21 protein-coding genes and 1 riboswitch are annotated in these 21355 nt (G+C 60.6%); of the genes, 14 read left to right on the top strand and 7 right to left on the bottom strand.

Going from position 1 to position 21355, the window contains the following annotated elements:
• Positions 1-173 precede the first annotated feature (173 nt).
• Positions 174-299, bottom strand: a complete 126-nt coding sequence (locus DW943_RS10740; RefSeq protein WP_255415004.1) for a hypothetical protein — start codon at positions 297-299, stop codon at positions 174-176.
• A gap of 258 nt (positions 300-557) precedes the next feature.
• On the opposite strand from DW943_RS10740, the gene DW943_RS01405 reads away from it, so the two are divergent.
• Complete coding sequence (locus DW943_RS01405) at positions 558-755, top strand: hypothetical protein (RefSeq protein WP_117861972.1); 198 nt, start codon at positions 558-560, stop codon at positions 753-755.
• 57 nt (positions 756-812) lie between these two features.
• Complete coding sequence (locus tag DW943_RS01410) at positions 813-1292, top strand: hypothetical protein (protein ID WP_147348613.1); 480 nt, start codon at positions 813-815, stop codon at positions 1290-1292.
• A 43-nt stretch (positions 1293-1335) separates the two neighbouring features.
• Here the strand turns inward: DW943_RS01410 and DW943_RS01415 are convergent, their stop codons facing one another.
• The 3 genes from DW943_RS01415 to DW943_RS01425 all read right to left on the bottom strand — a co-directional run bounded on the left by DW943_RS01415 (position 1336) and on the right by DW943_RS01425 (position 5315).
• A complete protein-coding gene (locus tag DW943_RS01415) occupies positions 1336-2571 on the bottom strand; it encodes a hypothetical protein (RefSeq protein ID WP_117786172.1) in 1236 nt (411 codons plus the stop codon).
• Between the two features lie 182 nt (positions 2572-2753).
• Entirely contained in the window at positions 2754-4568 is a 1815-nt protein-coding gene (locus DW943_RS01420; protein WP_117861975.1) for a hypothetical protein, read from the bottom strand.
• A gap of 381 nt (positions 4569-4949) precedes the next feature.
• A complete protein-coding gene (locus tag DW943_RS01425) occupies positions 4950-5315 on the bottom strand; it encodes a hypothetical protein (RefSeq protein WP_117861976.1) in 366 nt (121 codons plus the stop codon).
• Between the two features lie 8 nt (positions 5316-5323).
• A riboswitch (SAM riboswitch) is annotated at positions 5324-5414 on the bottom strand.
• Between the two features lie 269 nt (positions 5415-5683).
• Here DW943_RS01425 and DW943_RS01430 point away from each other — a divergent pair.
• The gene (locus DW943_RS01430; protein WP_117861977.1) at positions 5684-7006 is read left to right on the top strand and encodes an ATP-binding protein; all 1323 of its coding nucleotides are present in this window, start codon (positions 5684-5686) and stop codon (positions 7004-7006) included.
• A 37-nt stretch (positions 7007-7043) separates the two neighbouring features.
• On the opposite strand, the gene DW943_RS01435 is transcribed toward DW943_RS01430, so the two are convergent.
• Positions 7044-8030, bottom strand: a complete 987-nt coding sequence (locus DW943_RS01435; protein WP_117861978.1) for a hypothetical protein — start codon at positions 8028-8030, stop codon at positions 7044-7046.
• 123 nt (positions 8031-8153) lie between these two features.
• The gene (locus DW943_RS01440; RefSeq protein ID WP_117583047.1) at positions 8154-8807 is read right to left on the bottom strand and encodes a transcriptional regulator; all 654 of its coding nucleotides are present in this window, start codon (positions 8805-8807) and stop codon (positions 8154-8156) included.
• Positions 8808-9084: 277 nt separating this feature from the next.
• On the opposite strand from DW943_RS01440, the gene dpaL reads away from it, so the two are divergent.
• The 5 genes from dpaL to hydA all read left to right on the top strand — a co-directional run bounded on the left by dpaL (position 9085) and on the right by hydA (position 15469).
• Positions 9085-10299 (top strand): diaminopropionate ammonia-lyase, encoded by a 1215-nt coding sequence (dpaL, locus tag DW943_RS01445; protein WP_055252227.1) that lies wholly within the window; start codon positions 9085-9087, stop codon positions 10297-10299.
• A gap of 238 nt (positions 10300-10537) precedes the next feature.
• Positions 10538-11923, top strand: a complete 1386-nt coding sequence (locus DW943_RS01450) for a YgeY family selenium metabolism-linked hydrolase (protein WP_117861979.1) — start codon at positions 10538-10540, stop codon at positions 11921-11923.
• A 201-nt stretch (positions 11924-12124) separates the two neighbouring features.
• A complete protein-coding gene (gene ygeW / locus DW943_RS01455; protein WP_117861980.1) occupies positions 12125-13327 on the top strand; it encodes a knotted carbamoyltransferase YgeW in 1203 nt (400 codons plus the stop codon).
• Positions 13328-13477: 150 nt separating this feature from the next.
• The gene (locus DW943_RS01460; RefSeq protein ID WP_158550967.1) at positions 13478-14092 is read left to right on the top strand and encodes a nucleotidyltransferase family protein; all 615 of its coding nucleotides are present in this window, start codon (positions 13478-13480) and stop codon (positions 14090-14092) included.
• 9 nt (positions 14093-14101) lie between these two features.
• Positions 14102-15469 carry a dihydropyrimidinase gene (gene hydA / locus DW943_RS01465; protein WP_117861981.1) on the top strand — a complete coding sequence of 456 codons (1368 nt, stop codon included), beginning with the start codon at positions 14102-14104 and terminating at the stop codon, positions 15467-15469.
• Between the two features lie 79 nt (positions 15470-15548).
• Here the strand turns inward: hydA and yqeC are convergent, their stop codons facing one another.
• On the bottom strand, positions 15549-16286 hold the full coding sequence (gene yqeC, locus DW943_RS01470) for a selenium cofactor biosynthesis protein YqeC (RefSeq protein WP_117861982.1): 738 nt from the start codon (positions 16284-16286) through the stop codon (positions 15549-15551).
• A 102-nt stretch (positions 16287-16388) separates the two neighbouring features.
• On the opposite strand from yqeC, the gene yqeB reads away from it, so the two are divergent.
• From yqeB to rpsH, 6 genes are all read left to right on the top strand, one after another.
• Positions 16389-17183: a selenium-dependent molybdenum cofactor biosynthesis protein YqeB gene (gene yqeB, locus DW943_RS01475; protein ID WP_117861983.1), complete on the top strand. Its 795-nt coding sequence runs from the start codon at positions 16389-16391 to the stop codon at positions 17181-17183.
• A 9-nt stretch (positions 17184-17192) separates the two neighbouring features.
• Positions 17193-18236, top strand: a complete 1044-nt coding sequence (locus DW943_RS01480; RefSeq protein ID WP_117854458.1) for an XdhC family protein — start codon at positions 17193-17195, stop codon at positions 18234-18236.
• A gap of 127 nt (positions 18237-18363) precedes the next feature.
• Entirely contained in the window at positions 18364-19677 is a 1314-nt protein-coding gene (locus DW943_RS01485; protein ID WP_158566045.1) for a uracil-xanthine permease family protein, read from the top strand.
• A gap of 307 nt (positions 19678-19984) precedes the next feature.
• On the top strand, positions 19985-20542 hold the full coding sequence (gene rplE / locus DW943_RS01490) for a 50S ribosomal protein L5 (protein ID WP_006235260.1): 558 nt from the start codon (positions 19985-19987) through the stop codon (positions 20540-20542).
• Positions 20543-20621: 79 nt separating this feature from the next.
• Positions 20622-20807 (top strand): type Z 30S ribosomal protein S14, encoded by a 186-nt coding sequence (locus tag DW943_RS01495; protein ID WP_022094280.1) that lies wholly within the window; start codon positions 20622-20624, stop codon positions 20805-20807.
• A gap of 119 nt (positions 20808-20926) precedes the next feature.
• The gene (gene rpsH, locus DW943_RS01500) at positions 20927-21325 is read left to right on the top strand and encodes a 30S ribosomal protein S8 (RefSeq protein ID WP_006235262.1); all 399 of its coding nucleotides are present in this window, start codon (positions 20927-20929) and stop codon (positions 21323-21325) included.
• Positions 21326-21355 lie beyond the last annotated feature (30 nt).

The raw sequence follows: 21355 nt of genomic DNA on the forward strand, positions 1-21355 counted from the left end.
ATGAATGTGGGAGGTGTTCGGATAAAGTCGATAATCAAGGTGCGGGCGTGCCGTGCTTCCTTTACCGAAAATCCATTTGGTAAACCCGGCGCCCGTGGGTAAAATAAGGTCGACGGCAGCCCAAGTAGTGAAGAGCTGGGCAGCGCCGTTGCTTGGATTAAGGGGTCATCGCCTTAGCGGCGTCGACCCCTCTTTTTAAGCTTCGTACGCTGCTTGAGTGCCTCGGTAAGTCCGATAAGCGCCGTGAGGAGCGAGACCAAAGCGGTCAGGAGCTTCACGAAATCAGTCAGATCGGTCATGGGCATCACCTCCCGTCGCATGGAGGGCGCTGCCCGGCACATGGAACTGCCGTCAACAATAACCAGTCTATCAAACTGCAGCCATAAATACGAATATATGTTCGATAATAACAACGACGTGACCATTTCAAAGCGCAGCCTTACGCAAGGATGTCGGAAAGCTGCACTGTGCGATTTCATGTCCGCACGGACACTTATCCTTACGGCAATGTAGCTGCCTGTGAAACAGGCGGCAGTTGACGGAGAAAGGCCCTCACCGTGCCAGACAAAAAGACGCCGTGTATCTCGGCTATCGATACGACGAACTTTGCGCGTCAGATTGTGCTCGACTTCGAGTTTGCGCCGGTGTCAAGGCAGCGCCAGCGCCGCGGGTTGCGCAACGAGATTATCGAGGTCGGCGCGGTTAAGCTCGATAACCGCGGCAACGTGATGGGCGAGTTCTCGCAGTTTGTGTAGACGGAATATGCCGAAGGCGTTGCGTTCCCCGTTCGCGAGCTTACGGGGATATCGGCCGTGGACACTGCGATGGCCGATCCGCTCTACATGGTGATCAAAAGGCTCAGCGATTGGATCGGTCGCTACTCCGCCCAGGTGGTCTGTTGGAGCGGGGCGGATCGTCGACAGCTTTTGACTGAGTGCCAGGCAAAGCATATCGATCTTTCCGCATTTCCTACGGACTGGGCCGACCTGCAGGCGTTTTACACCTCGATCATGGACGTGGGTAGCCACGGGCGCGTCTCTTTGAGTGACGCGGCAACGTGGTTTGGCATCGAGTTCGACGAGTCGACGGGCCACGCCCATAGCGCCCTGGCCGATGCACGTGTAACCGCCAAGTTGCTCAAGCAGATGATGGAGGGGGACTATCGCGTGAGTCCGCATGCCCAGGAGATCCGCCAGCGGTGGGGGATGGGCGAGCGAGCGGAGACACGCCTTTCCAGCAAGTGCCCCGAGCTGAGCGATCTGTTGCTGAAGTTGAAGGCGGAGGGGAGATAGGCGGCGTTGGCCGTCTGCATGGCGCGTGGCCTGTCGCGTATCGCTACTCTTCCTGCCGCTTGGCAGGCAGGATGTAGACGTTCTCGGCGTCCACGGCGATCTGCGTGGGGCGGTTGTAGAGGGTGTCTACTTCCATTACGCTCTGCTTGAACGGTGCGACGTCAGGCGTCTTTGCCCGATGGAGCTTTTCGAGGAGTTTCTCGGATTGCCTGTCGTTGAACCTGCCGATGTCCTCTCCTGCACCCTCGAGTGCCTCGTCGATGAGCGTATGTTCGCCCACGGGGGTCTTTGCGATGGCGTGACCGAGCAATTTGCCCGCGGACGCGATGCCGCCCAGCAGTGCCGCATCGACGGTGTCGGCAGTTCCCGCCTCGAGGGCGTCGTAACACTCGGTGTAGAGCTCGCGATACGCAATCGAATCGGCCTCGATCTTCGCGGTGGCGTCCGCGAGCTTTGCGGGCTCGAAGTTCTGGGCGAGCATGGGTTCGAGGAACAGTGAGAACGCGTGGATGTAGGTGGCGAGCTGGCAGTCTTTGAGGTAGTCGAGCACCTTGTCGAGGCGTCTGCCTAAGCCGTCTCGCACCTCGATGAACCCTTTCTTTTTCAGATCCGCTTGCGCCTGCGAGCGGAAGAGTTCCATGTCCTGCGCGGACGACTGTTTGATGTCGAGCACCTTCATATGGGCGTTTGCCATGTAGGTGGCGTTGCCGTAGTTGAGGCCGTAACCGTTGAGGATGTCTGCGAGCGTCTTGAGGTTGCCACGCATGTTGGCCTTGTCGCGCTGACGCATGTACTCGAACATCTCGTCGACGGACTCCTGGATGGAGTCGAGCTTTTGGTTTATCTGCGCGATTGCGGCTGCCATGAACAACGACGTCGGGTCGTAAGGCACTTGAGTGACGCTCGTGGCGATGTCGCCCTCGACTACGTGGAAGCGCGCCTGTCCAAAGCCCTTGACTGCGTCGCGGTAGCCCCCTGTGAGACCGCTGCCGTCCTTGAACGAGTTGAGTTTCGACGGATCGAGCGGGTTGCCAAATTTGTCAGTCGCCTGGAGCAACGTGGGTACGCTCACCGTGTTAGTGACGGTGCGAAACATCGAGGGGAGCGAGGCGAACGCCACGCCGAGCTGGGGAATTCGCTCGAGCGGCAGCTTGATGGCGCCGGAGATGTCCGCCCGCTCCTGGGTGAGCGCGAGGTGGATTTTGGTCGATGCGAGCTGTTTTGCCACGAGTTCCTCTCGGCCGCCGTCCGTTGAGGGTTTGATCTCGTTGTCTGCCATAGCGTGCTCCTTGTTTGCGTTGATCGCCGTGGGCATTATCTCATTGCTAGGTGGCTTGCCAGAGCGGGGTAGAGACCGAGCGTCTGGCAAAACTCGTTAACTGATTGCATTTCAGCGGATTGGGTTGATTGCAAGAGAAGGACGGCTATCCATCTGCCCTTCCCAGTTGAGTTCGCTTTGAGCTACTGTTCGTGCCTATGCTGCTTGGGCTCAAGCCTTCTCGCTGCCGCGAAGCAGGCCGTGGCCGCCATGGCTAATGCGATGCTGGCCATCCAAGCGGAGTCGCCGGTTACGGCGAGCTTTAGTTCATCGGTTGTCGTGTGTCCCGACCTTTTTGTAGACGCCTCGTCGGCGTCCTTTTCAGGAGTGGCAGGATCACTTTTGTTGTCGCCGGGTGAATCTACATCGGTCTTGCCGCCCGCCTGCTCCCCTTGGGCCTTCCCCTCCACGGTGAAGGATGCATCGGTCGCCGTCCCGTCCTTCCAGACGGCCGTGACGGTGTGTCCGCCGGCGGCAAGCGTGTCCAGGTAGGCCGGCTTGAGCTCGATAATCGTGCTGCCCTTGGTTGCGGTGTAGTTCTCAGCGGAGGCCTCATTTCCGTCCACGAGGAGACGCGTGAACTCATCGAGAGGACCGCTGAAGCGGAAGGTCAGACCGTTCTCGTTGCCCTTTGCATATGCCTGCCCGTTGCCCTTGGTGGCGGCATACAGCGGGGCGGTCACGTCGAAGGTGACGTTCTCCGCGTCGTCGACATCAAAGGTCCGGACGCCGGTCTTGCCGTTACGCTCGGCGTAGGCGGAGCTGTAGACGAAGGTCTCATGACCCGCCTTGTCGAGGACCGCGAGGGCATGGATTTCAAACGAGCCCATCGAGAGCGACGTGGGGAACTCGATTTCGATATAGCCTCTTGCCGCATCGTAGCTGCAGCTCAACGTTTTACGGGCCTTTACAGAGTTCGGGTCCTCGACATAGCCGGGGTCGCCGAGAATCGGGGAGACAGACTTCACGCCGTCCGCGTCGCCTACATTGCAATAGATGCGGAGGAGCCCGCCGACAGGGACTCTCTTCGCGGAGATGGAAACGTTCGAGACCGTGGGCGGGTTCCGGTCGATCGCGCTGCCGGTCACCTCGAAGCACAGCTCGCTCGGGTCGGCAACCGAGAAAGTCGCGCCCGAGATGCCGTTGGCCCTGGCGTAGGAACTCTCGTACACATCGGTCTCGAACCCTAGGTCATCGGTGACCGAAAGGCCGATCAGCCTGTGCCTTCCGATCCTATTGCTGTCGAATGTGAGGTCGAACCCGTCGATAGACGAGCCTCCGTGATAATAGGCCGACGAAACGGAGCAGCCGTCGTCCTTATCCTCCCAGCCCCGCTGCAGTATGGGGGAAACGGAGCGAACGCCGTCCGGGTCCGCGACGGACCAAGAGATGTGGAAGTCGGCACCGGTCGCGACCTCCCTGCTCGAGAACGACACGGAGGACACGGTCGGCGGGTTCTGGTCCGCGGGCCCCTCGGTCACCTCATAGACGAGGGGGCTGGTGGCGAAGGTCGGAGAGTTGAGTCCCTTCTCCTCGGCATACGCCGCGTCGTAGACATCGGTAACCCATCCAAGGCTATCGGTCACGCCGAGGCCGATGATCCGGTACCTGCAGGGCCGGTCGCTCGGGGAGGTGGGGATATCGAAGCCCGCGGTCGTGTCGCCGGTCGACCGGAAGGCGAGGCGGGAGCTGTTGCCCTGGTCCCCGTCATCGCTATCGACGACGACCTCGACTATCGGCGTGACTGACCGCACCCCATCGGGGTCGTCCACATCGTAGCCGACATGCAGCGTGGAGCCGGCCGTGACTGTCGTCGCGGATAACGTCACGTTGGAGATGCTGGGCGGGTTCGGGTCCGACGCAGCGAGGGCGGTTGAGGGCAAAGCTAGCGCTACGGCGGCGGACAGCGGGACGAGCAGGCTAAGCGCGAAGCGCCTGGAGAATTTCAAGGAGGTCATTGACGATGCCGATCTTCCATAATTGTTGCAACGATACCAGTATATCTTTGGCCCACGCTAGCCTGATGTTCTTTCCGCGAACGGCTCGTTAGTTTAGAGACGGCGTATGGACGCCCGTCTCGTCCAAGTTTCTCGTAAGGGCGATTATGAGGGCATGAAGAGACTTTCTCGGAACAATCAATTGGGGATATCAAAGAAATGCTGGACGCCGCCCGATCGCTCAATGCCTTTGAGGCGAAATGCGGCGCATCGGCTACGTTGTTGAGATCATTTATCGAGCGATACGTCATTCCAGCCGAGGCCACCATCATGAGGCTTCTGTTCCTACGCCCCCGCAATCCCGCGGGCCGCACTCAACAGCTCATACTCCCTCTGGCTCCACTAGTACAGCTCGGCCGTGCGTACGGCGTCGCGACACAGGTCCAGAAACACCTCAGCTCCCTCGTAGAAGCACTCGCGGGCAAAGTCACCCGAGCCGCTTGCGACGCACGCTCCGTCGGCGAAGAGCTTCCAGTTGGACGGCTCGCGCGAGTCGTCTCCGAGCAGCTTGATCTGCAGAACATGTGGGTTGCCAGCAACACAGAGCTCTTCCTCGAGCTTCTGTATGGTAAAGCGCATCTGGTGGGAGAGGCCGCTCTTCACCAAAGCCGAGGCGTAGCCATTTGGCTTATCCAGAAGATGCATTCGTTTTGGCTTGGCTGCCAGGTTGTGGAAGTTGCGCTCACTGCGCACAGAGAAATTGTCCATACGGACTCCTTTCATCGATGTTGGCAGGGCCACCGTGCCTCTTGGCCGGTTGGCGTCGGGATCGTGGAGCCAACTCTCTACCCCGACTCTGGATAAAACGCGCCCGCTCCCTGCGGGCAAGAGGAAGTCTATCAGCGCGCGCGGACACAAATCAAGCGCCGCCTGCGAAATGATGTGCAGACGGCGCTTGATTTCGCCGGCTGCTGTTAGGCTTAAATCCGAAAAAGTGTCGAAATATCCCGTGTAAAAGTACGGAAAAGTGTCGTAATACACACTTCAAAAACTCGAAAAAGTGTCGAAATGAGCATCTAGCAACCACGGAAAAGTGTATCCTAGTGCTAAAACAGCACGTAATAAGGGGTACGCTTATGCTACAGAGAAAAGCGAAAGCACAGTTTGAATCTTGGCTTGCCTCGTCGCCTAACAAGGCTCTTTTGGTCAAGGGCGCCCGACAGGTAGGAAAGTCATATTTGGTCAACGTCTTTGCAAGCGAATCGTTCGAAAATGTCGCGACGTTCGACCTTATCGCCGACGCGTCCGTGCGCGATTCGTTTTTGGCGGCAAAAAGCGCGGATGACCTGCTTATGCGCATGTCTATTGCTGCAACGCAGCCGATGGTTGCGAACAAGACCGTTGTGGTTATCGACGAGGTGCAGCGATGCCCCAACGTAGTGACGTTTATCAAATACCTGGTCCAGCGCGGCGACTTTCGATACATCCTTACCGGATCGCTCCTTGGCGTTGAGCTCGAGGGCATCGATTCCCTGCCGGTGGGGTATGTCGAGCAGGTCCAGATGTACCCGCTCGACTTTGAGGAGTTCTGCTGGGCAAGCGGCGTTGCTGCCGGAGCGTTTGACATGCTCAGGGGTTGTCTAAAGGACGAAAAGGAGCTCCCCGGCTATCTGTATGACCGCTTGCTCAATCTGTTCCATCAGTATGTGGTGGTGGGGGGCATGCCCGACGCGGTCAATTCCTTCTTGGCGACGCGCAATGTCGACGAGGTTCGAAACATCCATCGCGATCTTCACGCCCTGTATCGCGATGACATCGCAAAGTACGCTCCGCCTGAGCTACGCTTGGTTATTCGCGATATCTATGATCTGATTCCCAGCGAGGCCGGCTCCAAAAACAAGCGATTCAAACTGTCATCGATTAACGGTGTCAAACGTTTTTCGCAGGTGACAGATCATTTTCTCTGGCTATCGGAGGCGGGTGTCGCGCTTCCCGTGTATAACGTAGCGGCGCCCGTGGCACCCCTTTTATTGGGGGAGCAACGAAATCTGTTCAAGCTGTTTTACTTGGACACCGGAATGCTCATGTCGTCGTATTCCAAAAGGGTCGCCCAAGGAGTTTTTGATGGGGAGGCGGAAGACGCCTTTGGCATGAACATGGGGGCGGCGTTTGAGGGCTTCGTTGCCCAAGAGCTCAAAGCCCACGGATTCAGATTGCGCTACTTTACGTCTAAAAAAGTCGGCGAGCTCGATTTTGTGGAGGAGACGCTCGATGGGGAGGTCCTTGCCATCGAGGTCAAGTCGGGCAAGAGCTTTAAGTCCCACGCGGCGCTCGACAACGCGCTCGCGACGAAGGGCTACGGAATCGATCGCGCCCTGGTACTTGCGGAATGTAATCTTCACCGCGATGGTGACGTGCTGTATCTGCCCATCTTTATGGCAGGGCTTTTGGAGCCGTAACATGCCGCCGGCTCTTCCGGCCCTCCCTTAACCCTCGCTACTCGTCGTCTCCGTCGTTGGGGTCGCCCTTGAGGGTGTTGATGTCCAGGTACTCGTCATCGTTCTCTTTTTGCTGGGTCTCCGACTCCGCTTGGGTGGGGCCGGAGAACAGACGGAATCCCTCAAACGCAATGACGCCGAGCAGGGCAATGACAATGGCGATAAAGGCAACCTTGACTGCCTGCGGAAATTCCGAGAAATGCAGTGCCTTTTCCTCGGCGTAATAATCGGCGAAGCGCTCTTCGCCCGTGCTTTTGGTATACGCCGGCGCGGACGCGGCCTCCGGGTCATATTCCGGTGCAGGCGTGGCAGCGTACGGATCGTTGAGATAATCGCTCGATGCGGTGCCATAATCCTCGGTCTCGATGCGATCGGTGCCAGCATAGCCATCGGAATAATCGGAATATGCCGCACCGCCCTCATAGTCCGCGGCGCTCGTGTTGGCGGCAAAAAGCGGGTTAACTGGAACGTCGAGCGCCGGCATGCCGGTAGAGGTCTCATCCAGATCGGCTGCAGCCCAGGAATCGTAGGCAACCTGATGGGCAACGGGCTCATCGAGCCTTGTGACCGGAGACTTGCGTGCCGCAGGAACAGGCAACTGCTGGGCGCTGTACATAACGGTGCTGTCGGCCGATTTGTTCCGCGTCGCCGCAGCGAGAAATGCCGCCGTCTCGGACGGGTCGCTTGCGGGGCGGGGAGTGGGCGTGGGCGCCGAAATGGGTGCGGGCGTAGACGCGGGCGTCGAAACAGGCGGCTGCGCAGAAGTCGGCGCAGATGCGGGCTTAGGCGCAAGTGCGGAATTGGGGCTTGACGGGCGAACCCCACCGCCCATGAGTTCGTCGGCGGTCCACGGGCGATCATCCATCACGTCGTCAAGGCTCAGCGAAAACAGGTCGTCTTCACCCTCATCGAACATGCGGTCCACATGTCCACCAATTGCCGGAATCAATCCGCGACCGGTGCATGATGCCTTGCTCAACGCCATTCTGTTCCACCCTTTCGAAATACTAATGACATCGATTATATGGAACTTTCCAAGCGGCTCGGTCTTGGATTCATGCTCTCCAGAACTCGCGCCCAAAAGGGGAGGGGCAATCTGGGCGAGTGCCTACTTGTCGTCGGCCGCCGCCTTGGCCTCATTGAGGTAGCTATAGAAGCTGTACTTGGAGATGCCAAAGAACTCGCAGGCGCGCTCGCTCGACTTGGAAATGAGGAAGGCGCCGCGACGGTCGAGGTAGCCAATGGCACGAATGCGCTCGTCTTTGGTCATGAGCGCCGCGGGCTTGCCCACAAACTGCTCGCACTCGTGCAGCAGGTCCTCGAGCAGGTCGCCGATGTTCTTGGTAATGGGCTCGGGCTCGGTGTAGCCCGTGCCGCCGGTGCCGGTAAAGGCGTCGAGCGAACGCTCAAAAGCCTTCATAAGCGTAATGTCAAAGTTAATGCCCAAAATGCCGACGGGCTTGCCCTCGTCGTTGCGGATAAAGATGGTCGAGGACTTGAGCAGCTTGCCGTCGGTGGTTTTGGTGAGGTATGGCTCGCGGTCGTGCACGTCGGTGGTGCCCTCGTGCATGGACTCAAACACGATATGGCTGGGGCCGTCACCCAGTTTGCGCCCGCTGACGTGGCCGTTTTCGATCACTACGATGGAGTGGTCCACGTCCTCGGTCTCCAGATCGTGGACGACGACTTCGCAGTTGGGGCCAAATTGGAGCGCCAGGCCGTGTGCAAGGCGCTTATAAAACTCAATCTGTGCGGGGGTCATGGGTGCCTTCCTAAAAATTAGTTTGGGCACACTTTGCCATAAACCACACTTGTTCGCAAATAACGAAAGCGTCGCTGCGTTATGTGACCGTTCGGCGGCGAAAAGGTACCGATTACGGCAACAAACAATTTGTTAGGTTTACCAATCAAAAAGTGTGATAGAACAGTGCTAACAAACTTTTTGTTTGGCATCCACATAAAAGTTCAGTCGCATGAATGGGAATGGGCTGAAACGCGTATGCGGGGGCCGGCAAGAGAGGACTTAAGGAGTTCACCGTATGGCCGATAAGATCCAGTGGGCGGGCAACACGATGCCCAAGAGCGATGACAAGCACTTGGGAATCATGAGTCTCGACCACGTGAAGAAGGCCCGTGCCTTCCACCAGTCGTTCCCCCAGTACACCGTCACTCCACTTGCCCGCCTGGACGGCCAGGCCGCGCGCCTGGGCCTGTCCAACCTGTGCGTTAAGGACGAGAGCTATCGCTTTGGCCTCAACGCCTTTAAGGTCCTGGGCGGTTCGTTTGCCATGGCCAACTACATTGCCGACGAGACCGGCAAGGACGTTGCCGAGTGCACCTTCGATTACCTGACCTCCGATCAGCTTGCCAAGGACTTTGGCCAGGCCACCTTCTTTACCGCCACCGACGGCAACCATGGCCGCGGCGTGGCGTGGGCTGCCAACAAGTTGGGCCAGAAGGCCGTCGTGCACATGCCCAAGGGTTCCACCAAGCCCCGCTTCGATAACATCGCCGCCGAGGGCGCCACGGTGACCATCGAAGAGGTCAACTACGACGAGTGCGTGCGCATGGCCGCCGCCGAGGCCGATGCCTGCGAGCGCGGCGTCATCGTTCAGGACACCGCCTGGGAGGGCTACGAGAAGATTCCGTCTTGGATCATGGAGGGCTACGGCACCATGGCTTCCGAGGCTGCCGAGCAGCTGCGCGAGATGGCCATCAACCGCCCGACGCACGTCTTTGTCCAGGCTGGCGTGGGCTCGCTGGCCGGCGCCGTGGTGGGCTACTTCACCAACCTGTATCCCGATAACCCGCCCACCTTCGTTGTGGTCGAGTGCGCTCCGGCCGCCTGCCTGTACAAGGGTGCTGCCGCCGGCGACGGCGATCCGCGCATCGTGGACGGCGACATGCCCTCCATCATGGCCGGCCTGTGCTGCGGCGAGCCCAACATCTTGGGCTGGGATATCCTGCGCAACCACACCACTGCCTTCGTGTCCTGCCCCGACTGGGTCACCGCTCGCGGCATGCGCACCCTGGGTGCTCCCGAGAAGGGTGACCCGCGCGTCATCTCCGGCGAGTCCGGCGCTGTGACCACCGGCCTGGTCGAGACTCTCATGCTTGATCCCGAGTACGCCGAGCTCAAGGAGCTCATCGGCCTGGACAAGACGAGCTCTGTGCTCTGCTTCTCCACCGAGGGCGACACCGATCCGGATCAGTACCGTCGCATCGTCTGGGAGGGCGAGTACCCCACCTGCTAGCAGGTCTGACCTGTCCGGAGGCAGCCGGAGGACTTTACTCCCTGCTCGGACAGTCCTGCTCGCACGGAGAGCACATTAAGTGCTCTCCGGCTCGTGCGGAACTCGCGACGGAGCAAAGTCCTCCGTCCGCCTCCTATGGTTACTTGCTTGTGGGGTGCTCGACCTCACGCTGCTTGGCACAAGTGATCTATCTGAAATATCTACCTGTAGGTAAACCCTTGTAGAAAGGTTAACTGTTATGACTAAGGAACTCGATTTTGAGGCAATTAAAAACGCTGCCGAGTCTCACCGTGCTGATATGACTCGCTTCCTGCGCGCTATGATCTCCCATCCCTCTGAGTCCTGCGAGGAGGGCGAGGTTGTCGCCTGCATCAAGGCCGAGATGGAGAACCTTGGCTATGACGAGGTCAAGGTCGACGGCCTGGGCAACGTCATGGGCTTTATGGGCGAGGGCGACAAGATCATCGCCATCGACTCCCACATCGACACCGTCGGCATCGGCAACATCGAGAACTGGGATGCCGATCCCTATGAGGGCTACGAGACCGATGAGATCATCTACGGCCGCGGCGGCTCCGACCAGGAGGGCGGCATGGCTTCTGCTACCTATGCTGCCAAGATGATGAAGGACATGGGCCTTATCCCCGAGGGCTATAAGATCATGGTCGTCGGCACCGTCCAGGAAGAGGACTGCGACGGCATGTGCTGGCAGTACATTTACAACAAGGACGGCATTAAGCCCGAGTTCGTCATTTCCACCGAGCCCACCGACGGCGGCATCTATCGCGGTCACCGCGGCCGCATGGAGATCCGCGTCGACGTTCACGGCACCTCCTGCCACGGCTCCGCTCCCGACCGCGGCGACAACGCCATCTACAAGATGGCCGACATCATCGCCGACGTCCGCGCCCTCAACAACAACGGCTGCGACGAGTCGACCGACATCAAGGGTCTCGTCAAGATGCTCGACCCCAAGTACAACCCCGAGCACTTCGAGGACGCCCGCTTCCTGGGCCGCGGCACCTGCACCGTCAGCCAGATCTTCTACACCAGCCCCAGCCGCTGCGCTGTCGCTGACTCCTGCGCCATCTCCATCGACCGTCGCATGACCGCCGGCGAGACCTGGGAGTCCTGCCTGGACGAGATCCGTAACCTGCCGGCCGCCAAGAAGTACGGCGACGACGTGAAGGTCTCCATGTACATGTACGACCGTCCGTCCTGGACCGGTGAGGTCTACGAGACCGAGGCTTACTTCCCCACGTGGATCAACAAGGAGACTGCTCCGCACGTCAAGGCCCTCGTCGACGCTCACAAGGCCATGTTTGGTGACGAGCGCATCGGCTGCGAGCCCAGCATGGACAAGCGCACCGGTCGTCCGCTGTGCGACAAGTGGACCTTCTCCACGAACTGCGTCTCCATCCAGGGCCGCTACGGCATCCCCTGCGTGGGCTTTGGCCCGGGTGCCGAGTCTCAGGCTCACGCTCCCAACGAGGTTACCTACAAGGACGACCTGGTCACCGCTGCCGCCATGTATGTGGCTGCCCTGAACCTCTACGATCCGAGCCAGGCCGATGGCGACGCCACCGTGTTCCGCGCCGGTCTGACCAACAACAAGATCGATTAGTCCCATTCCTCGATTTTGTTGAGCCGGGGGCCGCTCGCGTCCCCGGCACCCCCTGTCGACTTGGGGCCCGCGGTCGTTATCTCCCATGCTTCCTCGACGGTAGCGGGTCCTCGTCATAGCGCTCTGCATGTTCTAGCCACACGCGCATGCCGGAGCGCATCTACTCATTGCGATCGTTTCATCTTTAGAAAGGACATTTCCATGGACGCCAAGTTTACCGAGCTCGTCGAGCAGCTGAACGGCCTCGATTTTAAGGGTATGTACGGCAGCGACTTCCTGCACACCTGGGATAAGACCACCGATGAGCTCAAGGCGCTCTACATCGTCGCCGACGCCCTGCGCCAGCTGCGCGAGAACAACGTCTCTCCCAAGATCTTCGACTCGGGTCTGGCCGTCTCCCTATTCCGCGACAACTCCACCCGTACGCGTTTCTCCTTCTCTAAGGCCGCCAACCTGCTCGGCCTTGAGCTGCAGGACCTGGACGAGAAGAAGTCCCAGATCGCTCACGGCGAGACCGTCCGCGAGACCGCTACCATGATCTCCTTCATGGCCGACGTCATCGGCATCCGCGACGACATGTACATCGGCAAGGGCGACGCCTACATGGCCGAGGTCTCCGAGTCTGTCCAGCAGGCCTACGAGGACGGCGTTCTGGATCACCGTCCCACGCTCATCTCCTTGCAGTCCGACTCCGATCACCCCACGCAGTCCTCTGCCGACATGCTCTACCTCATCAACGAGTTTGGCGGCCTCGAGAACCTCAAGGGCAAGAAGGTTGCCGTCACCTGGGCCTACTCGCCCTCTTACGGCAAGCCGCTGTCCTGTCCGCAGTCGCTGATCAGCCTGCTGCCCCGTTTTGGCATGGACGTCACTTTGGCCCACCCCGAGGGCTACGACCTCATGCCCGAGGTCGTCGAGCGCGCCAAGGGCTACGCCGCCGAGTCCGGCACCACCTTTAAGCAGGTCAACACCATGGCCGAGGCCTTCGAGGGCGCCGACATCGTGATCCCGAAGAGCTGGGCTCCGTTTGCCGCCATGGAGAAGCGCACCAACCTGTACGCCGAGGGCGACGACGCCGGCATCGCTGCACTCGAGAAGGAGCTGCTCGCTCAGAACGCTACGCATCAGGATTGGTGCTCCACGACCGAGCTCATGGAGAAGACCGCCAACGGCCAGGACACCATCTTTATGCATCCGCTGCCCGCCGACATCTCTGGTGTCTCTTGCGAGCACGGCGAGGTCAACGCCGACGTCTTCGACATGCACCGCGTGGGCATGTACAAGGAGGCCAGCTACAAGCCGTACGCCATCGCAGCCATGATGTTCCTGCAGAAGGTTGCCGATCCCGCCGCTACCCTCAAGGCCCTCGACGAGCGCAACACCGCCCGTTGGTTCCAGGCCTAAAGCTGGGTTGAGGTAAGCCATGTAAAGGGGGCGCTCTGCCAACCGGCGGGGTGCCCCTTTTTGCATCGTGGGCGTGCGGGATAAGCGCTTTCGATGTAGATGCCCCGCGACGCGAGTTATGGGTACGATGGTTTCAGGGGAGGTATCGCCATGAAACTTGGTTGCGTGATTATGGCTTCGGGCGAGGGCAAGCGATTTGGCTCTAACAAGATGCTCGCCGATATCTATGACGAGCCGCTGATTGCCCGGACCATTGATTCGGTTCCCCGGGGCTTTGACGTTGTGGTTTCGACGCGTTGGCCCGAGGTCGCTCGGATTTGCGAGGATAAGCATTGCCCGTGTGTGCTGCACGATGGCGAGCTGCGCAGCGAAAGCGTCCGTGCGGGGCTTTCGTGGGGAGTCGAACGCAACTGGAAAGGTTGCCTCTTTTTGCCGGGCGACCAGCCGCTCGTGAGTTCGGATTCTTTTGAGGCTATGGTTCGTGCATTTGACGAGCGTGGCCGCAAGCATCCGGTGCGCCTTGCGTGCAACGGTGAGCCTTCGAGCCCGGTGATCTTTCCGGCGGAACTGTTCGATGCACTTATGTGTCTTGAGGGTAAGGACGGCGGCGGTTCGATCCTCAAGGACCGTGCCGACGTGGTGCTGGTCGAGGCGCGTGCCTACGAGCTGTGGGACGTCGATACCGTCAAAGGACAGCGACGCATAACGGAGCATATCGCCGCCTGCTCGTATTTTGATCGCGTGGCCAACTGCATCAATCAATAAGGAGCAATTATGATCATCATCAAAAACGGCGCACTCGTGACGCCCCAGGGGCTTCGCCGCGCCGATCTTGTCATGGAGGGCGACAAGATTGTGCGGATTGCCGCGGCAATCGAGCCGGGCGAGGGCGATACCGTCGAGGACGCCACCGACTGTTGGGTGTTTCCCGGCTTTATCGACGGCCACACGCACATGCAGTGCTGGACCGGCATGGATTGGACAGCCGATAGCTTTGAGACCGGCACGCGCGCGGCTGCCTGCGGCGGCACGACGACCATTGTGGACTACGCGACGGCCGATCGCGGCGTGACCATGCCCGATGCCTTGGTCGAGTGGCATCATCGCGCCGACGGCACCTGCACCGCCAACTATGCCTTCCATATGGCGCTTGCCGAGTGGAATGAGCGCAACCGCGCCGATCTTTCGGCCATGCGCGAGGCGGGCGTGTCGTCGTTTAAGACCTACTTTGCCTACGACCATCTGCGCCTGGACGATGCCGAGACGCTCGAGGTGCTGGAGGAGCTCAAGCGCGTGGGCGGTATCCTGTGCGTGCATTGCGAGAACGGCACGTTGGTCAACGCGCTGCAGAAGCGCGTGTTTGAGCAGGGTATCCACGGGCCCGAGGGCCATGCGCTCAGCCGTCCAGACGTGTGTGAGGCCGAGGCCGTGAGCCGCCTGCTGTATCTGGCGCACTTGGCCGGGGACGCTCCGGTCAACGTGGTGCACCTTTCGACCAAGCTGGGGCTCGAGGCCATTCGCGCTGCCAAAGCGCGCGGGCAGAAGAACATCTATGTCGAGACATGCCCTCAGTATCTGATGCTCGACGACACGTGCTACTTGGAGCAGGGCGAGGACGGCTTTGCGGGCGCCAAGTACGTGATGAGTCCGCCGCTGCGCCATGCCGGCGACCGTGCGGCACTGCGCGAGGCGCTTGTGGCCGGCGAGATCGATACGATTGCGACCGACCACTGTAGCTTTAACCTGCACGGGCAAAAGGACCGCGGGCGCGACGACTTCCGCGCGATTCCCAACGGCGGACCCGGCGTGGAGCATCGTCCCGTCGCGATCGCTACGAGCTTTGAGGGACAGCTGGGTCCCGAGGATCTGTGCCGCCTGATGAGCGAGAACCCGGCGCGCGTCTTTGGCATGTATCCGCACAAGGGCTGTCTTGCCGAGGGCGCCGATGCCGACGTGTGCGTGTGGGATCCCAAGGCGCGCTGGACGATTAGCGCCGCGACGCAGCATCAGGCCGTGGACTACACGCCGCTCGAGGGCTTTGAGGCGCACGGCCGCGCCAAGGCCGTGTTTGTGAACGGCGTACTGGCTGCGCGCGACGGCGAGCCCACCGGAGCCCAACCCGGCCGCTACGTGCCCCGCTAACGGGAAGACCGCCGGGGTAGCTAATTTGGGAGATGATTTTTTGGGACGGGGTAGCAAAAAGAGCCCCGTCCCAAATTTGCTACCCCTGGAGGCTGGTGGCGATGAGGGGGCGGCCGAGGGCTGCCTCGAAGCAATCTGCCATCGTTGGATCGGCAAGCGTGTCGACTTGGTTGAGCATAATGCGGGCATTGCTGAGGTTCAGCATCTGCAGCTCGGCATTGAGCGCCATAGCGACGCGCTCTGGGGTGGCGGTGTCGGTGGGCTCGCAGCCGCAGCGCTCGCAGAAGACCTCGGGGCGGTGGACAACCTCGGCGACGGGCTTGCCCAGCCCCGAGGCGCCGATGACCCAGACAACGTTTGCCGTGCCGGCGGGAACGACCGGCTCCCAGGCGGCGTGGGCCTTGAGCGGGAGCCGCTTGCTGCCGTCCGCCTCGGCCAGGACGTAGTCAAAGCACTGTGCCAGCTCGCCGAGCGGCTCGGCGGGGGCGGAGAGCTTGCCCGTCTGGGGGTTCAAGACGCCTGCCTGGCAGATGCTTCCGCGCGCAAGGCCCGCGCAGGCCTCGCAAGTGCAACCGGGGACATGTGCGGCGCCCGGCTTCCAAGGCGCGGCGTCCAGACGACGGCTCGACCCGTCCCATGGCACGCCGGCGACGGGAAACATGTGCGTGGTGGTACAGAGGAGCACGCGGCCGCCAGCGCGCATGAGCTCGAGCCCCAGCGTCTTCAGCAACGTCGACTTGCCGCCACTGCCGATAATCGCGGTAATGCCCGGCTCGATCCTGAGCGCCGAGGCAAGATTGCCGCTAACCGTTTCCATCTGTTCACCGCCGTATAATACTGTGATAATAAATAATCATCAGAGTAGCGGCCGAACCGCTTTTGCTCTGCTCAAACCGTAGCACAGGGAGGTGCCCCGGGAATGCTCGTTTATGTTCGCGGCGCCGGTGATATCGCCACGGGCGTCGCCGTTCGCTTGGTGCGCGCCGGCGTTTCGGTCGTTATGGCCGATATCGCGGTTCCCACGTGCATCCGCCGCACAATCTGTTTTTGCGAGGCCATTCGCCTGGGCGAGGTCGAGGTCGAAGGCATTCGCGCTCGCTTGGCACAGACGCCGGCTGAGGCGCTTGAGATTACCAAGGCTGGAGACGTCGCCGTTGTGGTGGACCCTCAGGCCAAGATGCTCGATGAGCTTAAACCCACGGCTGTGGTCGACGCGATTTTGGCTAAGCGCAACTTGGGCACCACGCGCGACATGGCGCCTGCCGTCATCGCTGTGGGGCCGGGCTTTACCGCGCCGGTTGACTGCGACGCCGTGGTCGAGACCATGCGCGGGCATTTTCTCGGCCGTGTCATTACCCAAGGTTCGCCCCAGCCTAACACGGGCGTGCCGGGCATTATCGCCGGCTATGGCAAGGAACGTGTTATCCACAGCCCCGCCGCCGGCGTGTTTCGGTCCGACCGCGCAATCGGCGACATCGTGAGCGCCGGAGACGTGATTGGCTACGCGGGCGATACGCCCATGTGCACGCAGATCGATGGCTGTCTGCGCGGGCTTTTGGCGAACGGCGTGCAGGTGACTAAGGGCTTTAAATGCGCCGATGTCGATCCGCGCGGCGACGCCAGCTACATCAACTATATTTCGGACAAGGCGACATCGGTCGGCGGCGGCGTGCTCGAGGCACTCGCTATGCTCACCGATGTCTTTAGAGGATAGAAGGCGGCAATGGAAAAGCTCGATGTTGTGAATGCGGCGCTTGCCGCCCTGCGTGCTGGCGAGACGTGCGAGCTCGTGGTCGTGGCCGGTACGGCGGGGTCATCACCACGCGGCGTGGGCGCCTGGATGGCCGTCTTTGCCGATGGCAGCCAAGCGGGCACCATCGGCGGCGGCAAGATTGAGCTTTTTGCGCTGGACGAGGCGCGCGAGCTGCTGGCCGCAGGGCAATCGCGTCTGGTCCGCTACACCATGGGCGGCGAGAACTCCGATACCGGCATGATCTGCGGCGGGGCCATCTGCCTGTGCTACCTGCATCTGGACTCGACCCAGGCACCGTTGTTCCAGTCGGTTGCCGACGTCTTGGCCTATCGGCGCATCGGCGACTTCGTCATCGACTTTGAGCCGTTTATCGCGAGCGCGCTCGAGGGCGATGTGGTTGAGTACCATGGCGAGACATCGCGCCATACCATTGCCGGCTGCCCCGAGCTTTCGCTGGTGGAGGAGGGGAGTAAGGTCACCTACACCAACGCCGCCTCCGAGATTCCCCCGGCGCACATCGAGACGCTCTGCCCCGAGGGCCTGACCTATATCTTTGGCTGCGGCCACGTGGGCGCTGCGACGGCGCGGGTGCTCACGGCGGCGGGCTTTGCCGTCGTGGCTTGCGACGACCGCCCCGGCACGCTGACCCCCGAATGGGTGCCCGGCGTCTACGACCGTCGTCTGGTCGATTATAAGAACCTGAGCGAGCTGTGTCCCATCGGCCCGCGCGACTTGGTGGTCGTCGCCACAGCGGGTCACAAGTCCGATATCGACGTGGTGATTCAGGCCATGCGCGCTAAACCCGCCTATCTGGGCTGCCTGGGCTCGCGCCGCAAGACCGCCTTTGTGCGCGCCCGCCTGGAGCAGGAGGGCTTCACGCAGGGCCAGATCGACGAGCTGCACCTGCCGATCGGTGTCGCCATCGAGGCCGAGGATCCCGAGGAGATTGCCATCTCCATCGCCGCCGAGATGATCCACCTGCGCCGCACCAAACTCGTCCCCCGCAAGCGATAGTCGTATCCCAAATGAGCTGCCCCAGCCCTCTGCCGCATGCGGGTCAAAATGCTACCTGTGCCATATGCCCTATAATGTCCGACCGTTGAGCGGCATGGGGCCGCTGCCTAGGGTATGGGAGGCGCAAATGGCAGAGTCGGCAGCAGGGGATGCCCTGTTCGAGCGTACGGGAAAAGTTTCGTTTGTGCAGGTATTACCCCATGCACTGCAACATGTGCTGGCGGCATTCGCGGGTATCGTCACGCCCGCCATCATTATCGCGTCGGTCTGTGGCTTTACCCCTCAAGAGGAAGCCGCTGTCATCCAGGCGTCGCTCGTCCTCTCGGCGCTTGACATTTTCCTTCAACAGTTTCCCATAAAAGGTGTCGTCGGTTCGGGCCTGCCCATTGTGATGGGTGCGAGCTTTACCTTCGTGCCGGCGCTCAAGGCAGTCGGTCTTGAGCTTGGTTTTGAGGCCGTACTGGGCGCCCAGGTAATCGGCGGCGCGCTCGTCGCGCTCTTCGGCCTACTGTTTAGGCGCGTGAGTTTTCTGTTTCCGGCCCCGGTGCTTGGCACCGTCATCTTTGTCATTGGCCTGTCGCTATGCCCAGTGGCAGTTGCCTCCATGGCGGGCGGGGAGGGCGCGGCCGATTTTGGCAGTGTCACCAACTGGGCCGTCGCGCTCGTGACGTTTGTCGTCACCTTTATGGCCGGTAACTACGGCAAGGGCGCGCTTAGGCTGGGCAGCATCCTGGCCGGTATCTGCGCGGGCTTTGTTTTGGCTGCAGTGTTGGGCATGGTCGATTTCTCGGCCATCGCGACCGCCAGCTGGTTTGCTCCGCCTGCCCTGGGCGCCCATCGCCTGGTGTTCGACCCGGCCGCGTGCGCCGTCGTGGGCGTTGTCGCCATTGTCAACGCCGTGCAGGTCATGGGCGAGTTTGCCGCTGTCTCGTCCGCTGCGCTCGATACCCCTGCGACCGATAGCCAGATTTCGGGCGGTCTGATCGCCAACGGCCTGGTCGGTATGCTGTCGGGCTTTTTGGGCGGCGTCCCCACGGCAACCTTTGGCCAGAATGTGGGCATTATCGCCGAGAACAAGGTCGTCAACCGTATGGTCTTTACGCTTGCCGCCGCCATCTTGCTCATCGCGGGCCTGCTGCCCAAGTGCGCGGCAGTGCTCACGTCCATTCCGCAGCCGGTAATCGGCGGCGCCACGATCGGCGTGTTCGCGACCATCGGCATGAACGGCGTTGTCATGTTTGCCCGCCACGGCCTGTCTCAGCGCGATACCACGCTCATGGGTCTCTCTATCGCCTTTGGCACGGGTATTGAGCGCACGGCCGGCGCGCTTGCCGGCGCTGGATTCCCCGCATGGGTCGGCACCGTCTTTGGCGGATCCTCCATTGCCGTCGCCGCACTCGTTGCTGTGATCCTCAACCTGGTCCTCCCACGCCAAAAATAACGCCCCATATATGAGTTGCGGTGAAATACGGATTGTTTAAGCCTGTTAGGCCGCCCAACAGTCCTTATTTCACCGCAACTGCTTGTTGGGACCCATTTGTGCGGGGGAGTTGTGGAGTTGTGCAGGCAGACGAGGTTTTTCTGGAAATACGCTCCCGATGCGCGTATAGTACCGATTGTTTTGTCGGCTCCTGCTGCGTCGAGTCCAAACCGCAAAATGCCATGAGCGGCGCGGATGCAGCCAGGAGGCACGAGGACAACCCATCGTGGCCACGCCCCGTGCTTAAAACCCCAAGAAGGAGTGAACAATGGCAGAAGAGAAGTATGTGCCGCGTCTGAAGACCAAGTACAACAACGAGGTCAAGCAGCAGCTTCAGGACAAGTTCCAGTACGAGAACGTCATGATGATCCCCAAGTTTGAGAAGATCGTTGTGAACATGGGTGTCGGCGAGGCCGCTACCGATTCCAAGGCCATCGACGGTGCCGTGCGCGACCTGCGCGCCATCACCGGCCAGCAGCCGATGATCACCCGTGCCCGCAAGTCCATCGCTACCTTCCGCCTGCGCGCTGGTATGCCGATCGGCTGCAAGGTTACCCTGCGTGGCGACCGTATGTGGGAGTTCTTCGATCGTCTGACCTCCGTCGCGATTCCCCGTATCCGCGACTTCCGCGGCATCTCCGCCAAGAGCTTCGACGGCCGTGGTAACTTCTCCATGGGCGTTACCGAGCAGCTCATCTTCCCCGAGATCGACTTCGACTCCGTCGATCACCAGCGTGGTATGGACATCACTTTCGTGACCACCGCCAACACCGATGAGGAGGCCAAGGCCCTTCTGGACGCCTTCGGTTTCCCGTTCAAGAAATAGGTTCACCTGCCCTATAAGCGCCGTTCCCACAAGGGGGCGGCGCTTGGGGCGAACAATACTCTATGTGAGGAGGATATAAGTGGCTAAGACATCGATGATCGTCAAGTGCAATCGCAAGCAGAAGTTCTCTACTCGTGAGTACACGCGCTGCCAGCGCTGCGGCCGTCCGCACTCTGTGTACCGCAAGTTCGGCCTGTGCCGTGTCTGCTTCCGCGAGCTTGCACTCAAGGGCGAGCTTCCCGGCGTTAAGAAGGCCAGCTGGTAAGTCACTACCAGCGTTTCAAGCATCAGTTTGGAACAGGGAAAACGCGCTAAAAAGGCTTTGCCGTTAAGGGCGGCGAAGAACCAAGAGCACGTGTTCATCAAGAACGAAGGAGAATCTGTATGAACCTTACAGACCCGATCGCAGATATGCTTACGCGCATCCGTAACGCTAACTCTGTGAACAAGGCCACGGTCTCCATGCCGAGCAGCAAGAAGCTCGTCGAGATCGCTCGTGTTCTGCACGAGGAGGGCTACATCGAGGGCTACGATGTCGAGGACACCGTTCCCCAGAAGACTCTGCACATCACGCTTAAGTATGGTCCCAAGAAGGCTAAGGTCATCAACGGCATCCGCCGCATTTCCAAGCCGGGCCTGCGTAAGTACACCGGCGTTGCCGACATGCCCCGCGTCCGCGGTGGCCTTGGTACCGCCATTATTTCCACCAGCCATGGCGTTATGACCGACCGCGATGCTCGCAAGCACAACGTCGGCGGCGAGATCATCGCTTACGTCTGGTAATTCGCTCGGTAGGTAGAAGGAAAGGAGATC

The organism is Collinsella sp. AM44-11 (assembly GCF_003467145.1).
GTDB lineage: Bacteria > Actinomycetota > Coriobacteriia > Coriobacteriales > Coriobacteriaceae > Collinsella.

Excerpts from the sequence above, each read along its gene's own strand:
- DW943_RS01430 (WP_117861977.1), top strand. The coding sequence starts at position 5,684 with ATGCTACAGAGAAAAGCGAAAGCACAGTTTGAATCTTGGCTTGCCTCG.
- DW943_RS01415 (WP_117786172.1), bottom strand. The coding sequence starts at position 2,571 with ATGGCAGACAACGAGATCAAACCCTCAACGGACGGCGGCCGAGAGGAA.
- DW943_RS01425 (WP_117861976.1), bottom strand. The coding sequence starts at position 5,315 with ATGGACAATTTCTCTGTGCGCAGTGAGCGCAACTTCCACAACCTGGCA.
- rplE (WP_006235260.1), top strand. The coding sequence starts at position 19,985 with ATGGCAGAAGAGAAGTATGTGCCGCGTCTGAAGACCAAGTACAACAAC.
- DW943_RS01440 (WP_117583047.1), bottom strand. The coding sequence starts at position 8,807 with ATGACCCCCGCACAGATTGAGTTTTATAAGCGCCTTGCACACGGCCTG.
- ygeW (WP_117861980.1), top strand. The coding sequence starts at position 12,125 with ATGGACGCCAAGTTTACCGAGCTCGTCGAGCAGCTGAACGGCCTCGAT.
- hydA (WP_117861981.1), top strand. The coding sequence starts at position 14,102 with ATGATCATCATCAAAAACGGCGCACTCGTGACGCCCCAGGGGCTTCGC.
- DW943_RS01420 (WP_117861975.1), bottom strand. The coding sequence starts at position 4,568 with ATGACCTCCTTGAAATTCTCCAGGCGCTTCGCGCTTAGCCTGCTCGTC.
- DW943_RS01480 (WP_117854458.1), top strand. The coding sequence starts at position 17,193 with ATGGAAAAGCTCGATGTTGTGAATGCGGCGCTTGCCGCCCTGCGTGCT.
- dpaL (WP_055252227.1), top strand. The coding sequence starts at position 9,085 with ATGGCCGATAAGATCCAGTGGGCGGGCAACACGATGCCCAAGAGCGAT.
- DW943_RS01460 (WP_158550967.1), top strand. The coding sequence starts at position 13,478 with ATGAAACTTGGTTGCGTGATTATGGCTTCGGGCGAGGGCAAGCGATTT.
- yqeB (WP_117861983.1), top strand. The coding sequence starts at position 16,389 with ATGCTCGTTTATGTTCGCGGCGCCGGTGATATCGCCACGGGCGTCGCC.
- rpsH (WP_006235262.1), top strand. The coding sequence starts at position 20,927 with ATGAACCTTACAGACCCGATCGCAGATATGCTTACGCGCATCCGTAAC.
- yqeC (WP_117861982.1), bottom strand. The coding sequence starts at position 16,286 with ATGGAAACGGTTAGCGGCAATCTTGCCTCGGCGCTCAGGATCGAGCCG.
- DW943_RS01435 (WP_117861978.1), bottom strand. The coding sequence starts at position 8,030 with ATGGCGTTGAGCAAGGCATCATGCACCGGTCGCGGATTGATTCCGGCA.
- DW943_RS01450 (WP_117861979.1), top strand. The coding sequence starts at position 10,538 with ATGACTAAGGAACTCGATTTTGAGGCAATTAAAAACGCTGCCGAGTCT.
- DW943_RS01485 (WP_158566045.1), top strand. The coding sequence starts at position 18,364 with ATGGCAGAGTCGGCAGCAGGGGATGCCCTGTTCGAGCGTACGGGAAAA.
- DW943_RS10740 (WP_255415004.1), bottom strand. The coding sequence starts at position 299 with ATGACCGATCTGACTGATTTCGTGAAGCTCCTGACCGCTTTGGTCTCG.